Origin of the sequence: Microbacterium sp. RU1D, from assembly GCF_900156435.1 — a bacterium.
GTDB lineage: Bacteria > Actinomycetota > Actinomycetes > Actinomycetales > Microbacteriaceae > Microbacterium.
This window is the reverse complement of sequence record NZ_FTPQ01000003.1, coordinates 414,155-426,406: the sequence shown is the minus strand read 5'-3', so window position 1 is coordinate 426,406 and position 12,252 is coordinate 414,155. Positions and strand designations below refer to the sequence as shown.

Genomic DNA, 12,252 nt, shown 5'->3' with positions numbered 1-12,252 from the left:
GGAGTGCATGCGAGCCGCGGCGCGTCGGCATCCAGGCCTTGTCCGCAAGGTAAGGGTGACCTAAGTTGTTCGCATGAGCACGAACCCCGAGCCCCTGCGGCGCCCCGACGGCGGCCTCTGGCGCGACCTGGAGGGCGCGGTGCTGCTCGGGGGAGACGCGCGGAACATCCCCGAGATGCGCCGGATCGCCGCCGCTCTCTCGCCCGCCGCGCACGTCACCGTCGTGGTCGAGGTGTGCGGATCGGAGCAGGTCGGCCTGATCGACGCGGGGGAGGGGCGCGTGAGCTGGCTCGACCGTTCGCTCGAGGGCGAACTGCGTCCGCGCGGCGAGCGTCTGGCGCAGGCCATCCACGCGTGGTGCGCCGAGTGGGCGTGCGGCGACGACGCGGTCTGCACCGTCTGGCTCGGCGCGCGCACGCCAGCGCGCATCGTGCGGATGACCCAGGCGCTGCTGCCCGAGCCGCGGGTGTCGTAAGGCGGGCGGCCGGGCCGGCGGTGGGGGTCGGGGGTCGGGGAGGCGACGCGGTCCACGGTCGCGGCGGGGCGGGCGGCGGGCCGGCGGGGCGCGGGGCGCGAGGCGCGGGGCGCGGCGCGGGGGCGCGGGCGCGACGGGGCCGACGGGACGGCGGATTGGCGGGAGGAGCGACGGTCGGGTACAGTAGACCCCAAGCCAAAGACCGTCGGTCATCGGAGTGCTCGCATTCCGATCGAAGCGTCTGCTGAGAAGCAGGGGACCTACGCAGGTAAACGAACTCCTTCGAGCTCCGTGCGCCTGCGCCGGAGCTCTTCTTTTTGTCCGGACCCCGGTGTCTTCGGCCGGCGCCCCGCCTCCGCGGAGCGCCTCGTACACACAAGGAGTGGCCATGGCGCAGAAGGATGCATCGGTCGCCGAGCTCACGAAGAACTTCGAGAACTCGACCGCCGTTCTGCTGACCGAGTACCGCGGTCTGACGGTTGCCCAGCTCAAGCAGCTGCGCAACGACATCCGTCAGGACGCGGATTACGCCGTGGTGAAGAACACGCTGACCAAGATCGCCGCGTCCAACGCGGGGGTCACGGGACTGGATGACGAGCTCAAGGGCCCGTCCGCCATCGCGTTCGTGCACGGCGACCCCGTCGCCGTCGCGAAGAGCCTGCGTGCCTTCGCCAAGGCTAACCCTCAGCTCGTGGTGAAGGGCGGCTACTTCGATGGCGCCCCCCTGACCGCGGATGAGGTCAACAAGCTCGCCGATCTCGAGAGCCGTGAAGTCCTGCTGGCGAAGCTCGCCGGTGCGATGAAGGCGACGATGACCAAGGCGGCATACGTCTTCCAGGCGCTTCCGTCGAAGGCCGTTCGCACGGTCGACGCGCTGCGCGAGAAGCAGGACACCGCGGCCTGACCCGGCCCGGATGATTAACCCGATCAAGGAGATACAACATGGCTAAGCTCAGCACCGAAGAGCTGCTCGACGCGTTCAAGGAGCTCACGCTCATCGAGCTGTCCGAGTTCGTCAAGGCGTTCGAGGAGACCTTCGACGTCACCGCTGCCGCCCCCGTGGCCGTGGCCGGCCCCGCCGCCGGTGGCGCCGCCCCCGCCGAAGAGGTCGAGGAGAAGGACTCGTTCGACGTCGTCCTCGAGGCCGCCGGTGACAAGAAGATCCAGGTCATCAAGGTCGTCCGCGAGCTCACCTCGCTCGGCCTCGGCGAGGCCAAGGCCGTCGTCGACGGTGCCCCCAAGGCCGTGCTCGAGGGCGCGAACAAGGAGACCGCCGAGAAGGCCAAGGAGGCCCTCGAGGGCGCCGGCGCCACGGTGACCCTGAAGTAATTTCAGCAACACCGTCGCTTTCGCGACACCCAGAACCCCGGATGCCGATCGGCATCCGGGGTTCTGTCGTTCCTCCCGCCGCGTGCACCGGCGAAGTCCCCAGCGAGCCCCGCACCGGCACCGGGTTTCATGCTGCGCGGAACCGGAATTCACCGGAACGAAACGAAAAAGTCTGGGAAAACCGTATGGGCATCGTTTACGGTCGTTGAGAACATCCCCCCGTCGATCCCCCCATCCGACGTCGTTCTCGTTCACACGTTCGTGCGTGCGTCGGTAACTGGAGACCCATGCCCATCGCTGCATCCGGCGTGCCCGCGCGCCGTTTCACGACCGCCCTCAGCGCCGCCCTCGGCGCCGCTCTGCTCGGTTCGGCCCTCGCCCCCCTGCCCGCCTTCGCGGCCGACGGCGCCAAGGTGGTGATCAACGAGGCCTACCTCGAGGGCGGAAGCGCCGGTGCCCCCTACACGCAGAAGTTCGTCGAGCTCTACAACGCCGGCGACACCGCGCAGGACCTGAGCGGATGGTCGCTCCAGTACCGCGCCGCGTCGAGCGTCGACGCGCCGAACGGTGCCAACACGCAGGCGCTCACCGGGTCCATCGCCGCGGGCGGTCACTACCTCATCGCGCTCCCGAGCAACGGTGACAACGGCGAGGCGCTCCCCGCCGCGGATGCCACGAGCACGGGGCTCAACCCGTCCGGCACGGACGGCCAGCTCTTCCTCGCGAATGTCACCGACCCCCTCGCTCTACCGGCGGGTCCGGTCGACGACGACCGCGTCGTCGACTTCCTCGGCTACGGCACCGGCGCGAGCTTCGAGACGGCGCCGGCCGTCGTCGACGGGCCCAACGGCACGCCGAATTCGCTGGTGCGCACCGACTTCGTCGACACCGACGACAATTCCGCGGACTTCACCAACGCCACGACCGTGACGCCGCAGGGGTCCGGGAGCGCATCGCCTCAGCCGGAGCCGACCGGCACCCCCACGCCCGGGCCCTCCACGCCGGCGCCGGCGCCCGGCGGGATCACCCCGATCCGCGACATCCAGGGCTCCGGCGCGACGACGCCGCTCGCCGACACCGTGGTGACCACCCGCGGCGTCGTGACCGCCGCGTATCCGACCGGCGGCTACAACGGCTTCTTCCTTCAGGCGGAGGGCACCGGGGGCGCGATCGACGTCGCAGCCCACACCGCCTCCGACGCGATCTTCGTCTACGGCTCCGCCGCCGCGGCATCCGTCTCCATCGGCGACCACGTCGAGGTGACCGGAACCGCGGGGGAGTACGACGGACAGACGCAGCTCACCGCCGACGCCGCGAGCGTGCGCATCCTCACCGAGCCCGCCGCTGAGGTCGCGCCCGCCGAGATCACGTGGCCGAAGACCGACGAGGAGCGCGAACGCTTCGAGGGGATGCTGCTGGCGCCGCAGGGCGACTTCACCGTCACGAACACGTACTCCACCAACCAGTACGCCGAGGTGGGACTCGCGGCCGGCACGACGCCCCTGCGCACGCCCACCGATGTCGCGCGTCCGGACACGCCCGAATACGTCGCGGCCGTCGCCGACAACAAGGCCCGCGCCGTGGTGCTCGACGACGGCGCATCGCTGGACTTCCTCCGTTCGGCGCAGGACGTCCCGCTCCCGTACGTCTCGCTCACCGACCCGGTTCGCGTCGGTGCCGCCGTGACTTTCACCGGACCGGTCATCCTCGACTACCGCAACAACGCGTGGAAGTTCCAGCCGACCGCGCAGCTGACCGTCGACAACGCCGACACGGTGCAGCCCGCGAGCTTCGCGAACACCCGCACCGCGGCCCCGGAGCCGGTCGGCGGCTCGGTGAAGATCTCGAGCTTCAACGTGCTCAACTACTTCACCACCACGGCCGAAAGCGTCGGGTGCACGTCGACCTACGACGACCGCGAGGGCAACCCCGTCACGGCCGACACCTGCCCCGCCCCCGGCCCCCGCGGGGCGGCCGACGCGGCCAACCTGGAGCGCCAGCAGGCGAAGATCGTCGCCGCCGTCAACGGCCTCGGTGCCGACGTCGTCTCGCTCGAGGAGATCGAGAACTCGGCCGTCTTCGGCAAGGACCGCGACGACGCCCTCTCCACGCTCGTCGACGCCCTCAATGCGGCCCTGGATGCCGACGAGTGGATCTTCGTGCCCTCACCGGCGGAGCTCCCGGCGTCGGAGGACGTCATCCGCACCGCCTTCATCTACAAGAAGGCCGTCGTCGCGCCGGTCGGTGACAGCGTGATCCTGGACGACCCGGCGTTCTCGAACGCCCGTCAGCCGCTGGCGCAGGCCTTCGCCCCCATCGATGACGCGGATGCCAAGATCCTCGCGATCGTGAACCACTTCAAGTCGAAGGGCGATAGCCGCCCCGCGGCGACGGGTGACAACGCCAACGGCATCCAAGGCGCCTTCAACGGTGATCGGGTGCGACAGGCCCAGGCCCTCGGCGCGTTCGCGGCGGAGAGGTCGGCGGCCGTCGGAACCGACGACGTCTTCCTGCTCGGCGACTTCAACGCCTACACGCAGGAGGACCCGATCCAGACGCTGCGCTCGTTCGGGTTCGAGCCGCTCGAGGCGGGCACGGGCAAGTACTCGTACTCGTTCAGCGGGCAGTCGGGCTCGCTCGATCACGTGCTCGCCTCGCCCTCGGCTCGCGAGCTCGTGACCGGCGTCGACATCTGGAACATCAACGCCGTCGAGGCGCTCGCGCTGGAGTACAGCCGGTACAACGACAACGCGCTGAACTTCTACGAGGCGACGCCTTACCGGTCGAGCGATCACGATCCCGTCGTCGTGGGCCTCGACCTGTCGTCGACGACCGATCTCACCCTGCTCGGCATCAACGACTTCCACGGTCGGATCGATGCGAACACGGTGAAGTTCGCGGGGACCGTCGAGCAGCTGCGGGCGGAAGCCGGCGAGGACAACACGCTCTTCCTCTCCAACGGCGACAACATCGGGGCCTCGCTGTTCGCCTCGGCGTACTTCGATGACGAGCCGACCATCGAGGTCTTGAACGCGCTCGAGCTCGCGGCATCCGCCGCGGGCAACCACGAGTTCGACAAGGGCGCCGCCGACCTGACGGGTCGCGTCTCCGACGCGGCCGACTTCCCCTACCTGGCGGCCAACGTGTACGAGGACGGGCAGCCTCTGCTCGACGAGTACGCGATCTTCGAGGTCGACGGAGTGCGCGTGGGCGTGATCGGCGCCGTCACGCAGGAGACGGCGCAGCTGGTCTCGCCCGGCGGCATCGAGGGCATCGAGTTCCGCGAGCCCGTCGCCGAGGTGAACCGCGTCGCGGCCGAGATCGAGGACCAGGTCGACGTCATCGTCGCCCAGTACCACGAGGGCGCCGCGGAGGGGGATTCGACGGGCGAGACCCTCGAGGAGGCCGTCGCCGCCGGCGGCGCGTTCGCGAAGATCGTGAACGAGACGGATGCCGCGGTCGATGCGATCTTGACCGGTCACACCCACCAGAAGTACGCGTGGAATGCTCCGATCCCCGGCGAAGAGGGCACGCGCCCGATCGTGCAGACCGGCAGCTACGGCGAGAACATCGGCGAGATCGTGCTGACGGTCGACCGTGACAGCGGCGAGGTCATCGATTCTTCGGCGCGCAACGTCGCCCGCCTCGCGGCGGAGACCGTTCCGGAAAAGCCGGAGCAGACCGAAGCGAACAGCGCCGCCCTGGACGCTGAGCTGATCGCGAGGTACCCGCGCGTGGCCGAGGTCGACCGTATCGTGACGCTCGCGCGCGCCGAGGCGGACCGCGTCGGCGCACAGCCCGTGGGCTCGGTGACGGCCGACATCACCACCGCCTTCCGCGGCGGCTCGTACGTCGACGGCGTCTATGCCGGTGGGCAGCGCGACGATCGGTCGAAGCAGTCCGCGCTGGGCGGTCTCGTCGCCGACGCGCTGCGCGAGACGCTCGCCGATCCCGCCCGCGGCGGAGCCGAGATCGCCCTGGTGAACGCGGGTGGTCTGCGCGCCGAGCTGTTCTACGGCGAGGACGGCGTCATCACGCTGGCCGAGGCGAATGCGGTGCTGCCGTTCGTGAACAACCTGTGGACCACCACGCTGACCGGCGACCAGCTGCGGCTCGCGCTCGAGCAGCAGTGGGGGGACACGGCCGGCCGCGACCGCGATCTGGCCCTGGGCGTCTCCGACAACGTGCGTGTGACGTACGACGCGTCGCGTGGGCCGGGGCAGCGCATCACCGGCATCTGGATCGACGGCGCCGCCGTCGACCCCGCGGCGTCGTACCGCGTCGGCTCGTTCAGCTTCCTCCTGCAGGGCGGCGACGCCTTCGCCGCTCTCGGCGAGGGGGCGGACACGCGCGACTCGGGCCTCATCGACCGCGACGGGTGGATCGCCTACTTGAAGGCCCATCCCGGTCTCGAGCCCGACTTCACGGCCCGTGCGGTTCAGCTCGCCGGCGCACCCGCGGACGTCGCGGCGGGCGACGACATCACCGTCGTCTTCTCGGACCTCGACCTGACCTCGCTCGGCGCTCCGGCCAACGCTTCGGTCTCGGCGTCGTGGTCGACGCAGGTCGGGGCGCCGTCGACCGCGTTCGCCGTCGCCGATGGTGCCGCGCGGGTGAGCCTGGCCGTCCCGGCCGACGCGTCCGGCGCGGTCGCGCTGCAGATCGTCGCCGAACCGAGCGGGACCGACGTGATGGTTCCGTTCCAGGTCGGCGCGGCTGCGGGCGACGACGGCTCGGGCTCGGGCTCGGGCTCGGATGAGGGTGGAGACGCGGGCCGGGGCGGGGCTCTCCCCGTCACCGGGTCCGACACGGGCTGGATGGGTGCGGGCGTGCTCGCGGCTCTCGGACTGCTCGGCCTCGGCGTGGTCGCGCGTCGACGGGCGGCCCGCCAGAGCGACTGACCCGGGACGACGACGAAGACCCCGGATGCCACCACCTGGCATCCGGGGTCTTCGTCGTTCAGGCGGTGCGCGGGGGAGCGGTCGAGGAGCGCACCACGAGACGGGTGTCCGCCTCGGTGCGCCGGGGCACCTCTCCGGTCCCCTCGATCATCCGCACCAGCATGCGCGTGGCCTCGATGCCCTGCGCCTGGGGGAACTGCTCGATCGTGGTGAGCGAGAACATCTCGGCGTAGTCGTGACCGTCGATGCCGACCACGCTGAGCTCGGTCGGAACGGAGATGCCCATGCGTCGCGCGGCGATGATGACGCCGATCGCGACCTCGTCGCACGCGGCGACCACACCCGTCGGACGCGATGCGGCGTCGGCCAGGAACGACGCGGCCGCGGCGTAGGCATCCGTGATCGTCAGGGTCGACGGCACGTTGCGGATGCGCACGGCCAGGCCGTTGTCGTTCATGGCGTTGCGGTAGCCGATCGATCGCTCGTCGACGTCTTTCGCGGGGGCGTCGGTACGCGGCGTGCTCCCGACGAAGGCGATGTCGGTGTGCCCGAGCGCGATCAGGTGCTGCGTGATGATGCGCGTGATGGCGATGTTGTCGAGACCCAGGGTGGGGACGCCGGAGAGCGCGTTGCCGATGCTGACGACGGGCTTGCCGATGTTGGCCAGGCGCTCCAGATCGGCGTCGTCGGGCTCGAGCGCCACGGCGATGACACCGTCGAACCGTTTGCGTGCGAGGTAGGTGGAGTAGAGGCTCTCGCGGTCACGCGACCCGGGTTCGGCGACGTACAGCGTGACGTCGTACCCGAGCGGGATCAGCGTACGCTCGACCCCCTCGACGATTGATCCGAAGTACCAGCGGTTGACCTTCGGCACGATGAGCGCGATCGTGCGCGTGCGTCCCGTGGCCAGGCTGACCGCGCTCGTGGAGGGCACGTATCCCAGGGACGCCGCGGCGTCGGCGACGCGCCGCCGTGTGCCGTCGGAGACGTAGCCGCCGCCCGTGAGAGCGCGGCTGGCCGTCGATTTGGACACGCCGGCCAGACGAGCCACGTCGGCGATTCCGCTCATGCGCAGGGTCTTCCTCGAGATGCGTCGACGTCCGTGTCGACGTCGAAGAAGAGTATCCGACATCGGGGGAAAGTGGAACCGGTTCCGGCAGGGTGAATCGTGATCGAGCCGCGTCATTTCGCGTGTTATCCGTTCGTGACCTGACGCCGGTTGCAACTGTTGTGGATTCCCTCTACGGTTGCCTGGAATCGGTTCCCGACAGGGTCCGATGCACCACTGAACTCAAAGAGGAGAGACCACATGGGTATGTCACAGCGGTATCGCCTGCTGGCTCCCGTCGGACTGCTGGCGGTCGGAGCGATCGCTCTCGCGGGCTGCGCCGAAGGTGACAGCAGCGGATCGGGCGGATCGGGTAGCGGAGAGACGACCGTGCGCATCGCCGGCGGCATCACCGGTACGGAGGCCGACGCGCTGAACCAGAGCTTCGAGCAGTTCACCCAGGACACCGGCATCAAGGTCGTCTACACCGGCGACAAGAGCTTCGAGGGCAACATCGTGACGAAGGTGTCCGGTGGTGACGCCCCCGACATCGCGATCGTCCCCCAGCCGGGTCTGCTCAAGACGCTCATCGGCACCGGCGAGGTGCAGGAAGCCTCCGACGCCGTCTCGTCGAACGTCGACGAGTACTGGGGCGAGGACTGGAAGTCGTACGGCACCGAGGACGGCACATTCTACGCCGCACCGATGCTCGCCAACCTCAAGGGCTACGTCTGGTACTCGCCGGCGAAGTTCAAGGAGTGGGGCGTCGAGGTTCCCAAGACGCTCGACGAGCTGATGACGCTCACCGCGACCATCCAGCAGAAGACCGGCGCGGCCCCGTGGTGCGCCGGCTTCGCCTCGGACGCCGCTTCGGGGTGGCCCGGAACCGACTGGGTCGAGGACATGGTCCTGCGCCTGTCGGGCCCCGACGTCTACGACCAGTGGGTGGCCAACGAGGTCAAGTTCACCGACCCGCAGATCAAGGCGGCCTTCGACGCGGTGGGCGAGATCCTCCTCAACCCCTCGTACGTCAACGCCGGCTTCGGCGACGTCAGCAGCATCAACTCGACCGCCTTCGCCGACGTGGCTGCCAAGGTCGCCGACGGCAGCTGCCCGATGACGCACCAGGCGTCGTTCCTCTCGGCCAACTTCCTCACGGTCACCAACGCAGCGGGTGAGACCCCCACGATCGCCCCGGACGGCGACGTGTACGCGTTCCTGACCCCCGGCGTGACCGAGGGCGAGCTCGCGGTCGAGGGTGGCGGCGAGTTCGTCGCGGCTTTCTCGGACGACGAGAGCGTGCAGAAGGTCGTCGAATTCATGTCGACGCCCGAGTTCGCCGACGCCCGTGTGAAGCTCGGCGGCGTCATTTCCGCCAACAAGGGCGCGGACCCCTCCCTCGCCTCGAGCGAGTTCCTCACCGAGGCGATGAAGACGCTGCAGGACCCGAAGACCACCCTGCGCTTCGACGCGTCCGACCTGATGCCGGCCACCGTCGGTGCGGGTTCGTTCTGGAAGGGCATGGTCAGCTGGATCGACGGCACCCCGACCGATCAGGTGCTCAGCGACATCCAGGCCGGTTACGACAACTGATCGAGCCGATCGAGAAAGGATGGGCCGCCCGCGACGCGGGCGGCCCATCCGGTCCATACTCATAATCCGCCCCCAGCTCCACACGGGCACTCATCGATGAGCACGAAGGCGTGTTCGGGAGGGACGTCATGACCGATATCAAGAACGCGGAGACGACGCCGGCGGCGTCGCCCCCGCCGGCCGGCCGGGGCAAGCCCGCGTCGCGCGGCTCCGCGGCCGCGAACCGCACCACGTTGCTCGTGGTGGTGGTGGGGCTCATCCTCGTGGTGGCGCTCTTCCTCTTCATGGTGACGCGCGCCCCCGCCGACACCAAGCCGACCACGCTCGGCTTCTCGCTCAACAGCTTCTTCATCTGGCTCGGCGGACTCAGCTCGATCGTGCAGATCCCGCTCGTGCTCGTCGTGTTCGGCGCGGTCGTGGGGCTCCTCCTGCTGCTCATCGAGTACGCTCCCCGCTCCGGCAAGGGCTACTTCTGGCTGCGCCTGGCCGCGTGCTTCGCCATCCCGATCCTCGCCTTCATGCTGCTGCGCCCGTACCAGAACGCGGTCATCTACGTCCTCGGCATCGCGATCATTCTCGGTGCGATCCTCTTCTACGCCGACTACCGGTCCCGCCAGGGCGCGGGTTACCTGTTCCAGCTCATCCTGTTCGCCGCGCCGGCGGCGATCCTGCTGCTCATCGGCCTCGTCTACCCGGCCATCACGACCTTCTTCCAGTCGTTCTTCGACAAGACCGGTGAGAACTTCGTCGGCTTCGAGAACTACATCTGGACGTTCACGAACCCCGAGGGCTTCTGGTCGGTCATCAACACCCTCATCTGGGTGCTGCTCGCCCCGACCATCGCCACGGCCATCGGCCTCGCCTACGCCGTCTTCATCGACCGGGCGGCGGGCGAGAAGTACCTCAAGGTGCTCATCTTCATGCCTTTCGCCATCTCGTTCGTGGGCGCGGGCATCATCTGGAAGTTCGTCTACGACTTCCGCCAGGGAGACCAGCTCGGCATCCTGAATGCGATCGTGACCGCCTTCGGCGGGCAGCCGATCTCGTGGCTGTCGGCGTCGCCCCTGATCAACACCCTGCTGCTCGTCGTGGTCTTCATCTGGAGCCAGACGGGTCTGGCGATGGTCATTCTCTCGGCCGCCATCAAGGCGGTCCCGCCGGAGCAGAACGAGGCGGCCGAGCTCGACGGCGCGAGCGCCTGGGAGCGGTTCATCAACGTGACCGTCCCCGGCATCCGCTCGTCGCTCATCGTGGTGCTGACCACCATCGCCATCGGCGCCCTGAAGATCTACGACATCGTCGCCGTGATGACCGGTGGCCGAAACGACTCGACCGTGCTCGCGTTCGAGATGGTCAACCAGCAGCAGCGGTTCCAGAGCTACGGGCACTCCGCAGCGCTGGCCGTGGTGCTGTTCGTCTTCGTGCTGCCGCTGATCATCTTCAACGTGCGCCAGATCCGGAAGCAGAGGGAAGTGCGATGACCACCTCCACCGTGGTGCTCGAGCCCACCACCGACACGCGCTCGGCCCGTCAGGTCGCCCGTGACACCCGCAAGCACGAGGCGATGGCACGAAAGCGTCTGACCTCGAAGGGGGCGACGATCGCGGCGATCGTCATCGCGTTCTTCTGGACGATCCCCACCTTCGGCCTTTTCATCACCTCGTTCCGGCCGGGATCCGACACCCAGTCGACCGGATGGTGGACCGTCTTCACCGACCCGTCGTTCACCCTGGAGAACTACCGGCTCGCGCTGACGTCGGGCGGCACCGCCCTGACGCTCGCGCAATCGTTCCTGAACTCGCTCGCCATCACCATCCCGGTGGTGCTGTTCGCGCTGGCGATCGCCTCGCTCATCGCCTACGCGTTCGCCTGGATCGACTTCAAGGGCCGCAACTTCTTCTTCATCTTCATCTTCGCGCTGCAGATCGTGCCGCTGCAGATGGCCCTCGTGCCCCTGCTGAGCCTGTTCTCGCGCGGACTGACGATCAACGAGGTGACGATCTTCCCGGGCTTCGACCTGCGCGGAGTGGAGCACAGCTTCGCCACCGTGTGGATCGCGCACGTGATCTTCGCGATGCCGCTGGCGGTCTTTCTCCTGCACAACTTCATCGCCGAGATCCCGGCCGAGGTGATCGAGGCCGCGCGCGTGGACGGCGCCGGCCACGGGCAGATCTTCTTCCGCCTGATCCTGCCGCTTGCGGCCCCCGCCCTGGCATCCTTCGCGGTGCTGGAGTTCATCTGGGTGTGGAACGACCTGCTCGTGGCGACGATCTTCGCCCCGTCGTCATCGTTGCCACTGACGCAATCGTTGAACTCGCTGTCGGGCACCTGGGGCGACCAGTGGTTCCTGCAGTCGGCCGGTACCTTCATCTCGATCCTGGTGCCGCTGATCGTGTTCTTCCTGCTGCAGCGCTTCTTCGTGCGCGGCCTGCTGGCGGGAGCCACGAAGGGCTGAGTCCGATCTGACGTCGAAGGGGCGTGGCATCCGCGAGGGTGTCGCGCCCCTTCCTCGTGCCGGGGAGCTGAGGTCGGCCGCGCGCTGTCACGTGGCGGCGAGAAACGGCATCCGTGCCGAGACACGCGGTGCGGATGCGTGTCTGGTGACGAATGGCGTTTATCGCGGTTGGGAGGGGGCCGCGCCGTCGCCGAGGACGGCGCAGGGGCACCGCGTGGCACGAGGGATTCGCGGGCGGATGCCGCTGTGCGGGACGGATGCCGCTGTGCGGGACAGATGCCGGTGGCGCGGGGCATGGCCGTGTGACGGGGTCGAGAAACGGCATTCGTCGCGAGACACGTCGTGCTGCCGTGTGTCTCGCGACGAATGCCGTTTATCGGGATGCGGGGGGGGGGGGGGGGGGGGGGGGGGGGGGGGGGGGGGGGGGGGGGGGGGGGGAGTTGGGCGGCGA

8 protein-coding genes are annotated in these 12,252 nt (G+C 68.9%); 7 read left to right on the top strand and 1 reads right to left on the bottom strand.

The window, feature by feature from the left end; all coding sequences use genetic code 11:
• Positions 1-73 precede the first annotated feature (73 nt).
• The 4 genes from B0B15_RS14245 to B0B15_RS14225 all read left to right on the top strand — a co-directional run bounded on the left by B0B15_RS14245 (position 74) and on the right by B0B15_RS14225 (position 6,705).
• Positions 74-475, top strand: coding sequence for an SIP domain-containing protein (locus tag B0B15_RS14245; protein WP_076677180.1), 402 nt, complete (start codon positions 74-76; stop codon positions 473-475).
• A gap of 388 nt (positions 476-863) precedes the next feature.
• Positions 864-1,379, top strand: coding sequence for a 50S ribosomal protein L10 (gene rplJ / locus B0B15_RS14240; RefSeq protein WP_076677178.1), 516 nt, complete (start codon positions 864-866; stop codon positions 1,377-1,379).
• Between the two features lie 38 nt (positions 1,380-1,417).
• Entirely contained in the window at positions 1,418-1,804 is a 387-nt protein-coding gene (gene rplL, locus B0B15_RS14235) for a 50S ribosomal protein L7/L12 (RefSeq protein WP_055956082.1), read from the top strand.
• 287 nt (positions 1,805-2,091) lie between these two features.
• Positions 2,092-6,705: an ExeM/NucH family extracellular endonuclease gene (locus B0B15_RS14225; RefSeq protein WP_083709060.1), complete on the top strand. Its 4,614-nt coding sequence runs from the start codon at positions 2,092-2,094 to the stop codon at positions 6,703-6,705.
• Positions 6,706-6,763: 58 nt separating this feature from the next.
• On the opposite strand, the gene B0B15_RS14220 is transcribed toward B0B15_RS14225, so the two are convergent.
• Positions 6,764-7,774, bottom strand: a complete 1,011-nt coding sequence (locus B0B15_RS14220; RefSeq protein ID WP_076677176.1) for a LacI family DNA-binding transcriptional regulator — start codon at positions 7,772-7,774, stop codon at positions 6,764-6,766.
• A gap of 240 nt (positions 7,775-8,014) precedes the next feature.
• On the opposite strand from B0B15_RS14220, the gene B0B15_RS14215 reads away from it, so the two are divergent.
• The 3 genes from B0B15_RS14215 (at position 8,015) to B0B15_RS14205 (ending at position 11,801) form a co-directional block, all read left to right on the top strand.
• Positions 8,015-9,346, top strand: a complete 1,332-nt coding sequence (locus B0B15_RS14215; protein WP_076677173.1) for an ABC transporter substrate-binding protein — start codon at positions 8,015-8,017, stop codon at positions 9,344-9,346.
• A gap of 128 nt (positions 9,347-9,474) precedes the next feature.
• Positions 9,475-10,827 (top strand): carbohydrate ABC transporter permease, encoded by a 1,353-nt coding sequence (locus tag B0B15_RS14210; protein ID WP_256334304.1) that lies wholly within the window; start codon positions 9,475-9,477, stop codon positions 10,825-10,827.
• Positions 10,824-11,801, top strand: coding sequence for a carbohydrate ABC transporter permease (locus tag B0B15_RS14205; RefSeq protein WP_076677171.1), 978 nt, complete (start codon positions 10,824-10,826; stop codon positions 11,799-11,801). The genes B0B15_RS14210 and B0B15_RS14205 overlap by 4 nt, the downstream gene beginning before the upstream one ends.
• The last annotated feature ends 451 nt before the right edge of the window (positions 11,802-12,252 follow it).

Bases quoted from the DNA above. Each gene is read 5' to 3' on its own strand.
- B0B15_RS14245 (WP_076677180.1), top strand. From the start codon at position 74: ATGAGCACGAACCCCGAGCCCCTGCGGCGCCCCGACGGCGGCCTCTGG.
- B0B15_RS14225 (WP_083709060.1), top strand. From the start codon at position 2,092: ATGCCCATCGCTGCATCCGGCGTGCCCGCGCGCCGTTTCACGACCGCC.
- B0B15_RS14220 (WP_076677176.1), bottom strand. From the start codon at position 7,774: ATGAGCGGAATCGCCGACGTGGCTCGTCTGGCCGGCGTGTCCAAATCG.
- rplL (WP_055956082.1), top strand. From the start codon at position 1,418: ATGGCTAAGCTCAGCACCGAAGAGCTGCTCGACGCGTTCAAGGAGCTC.
- rplJ (WP_076677178.1), top strand. From the start codon at position 864: ATGGCGCAGAAGGATGCATCGGTCGCCGAGCTCACGAAGAACTTCGAG.
- B0B15_RS14205 (WP_076677171.1), top strand. From the start codon at position 10,824: ATGACCACCTCCACCGTGGTGCTCGAGCCCACCACCGACACGCGCTCG.
- B0B15_RS14215 (WP_076677173.1), top strand. From the start codon at position 8,015: ATGGGTATGTCACAGCGGTATCGCCTGCTGGCTCCCGTCGGACTGCTG.
- B0B15_RS14210 (WP_256334304.1), top strand. From the start codon at position 9,475: ATGACCGATATCAAGAACGCGGAGACGACGCCGGCGGCGTCGCCCCCG.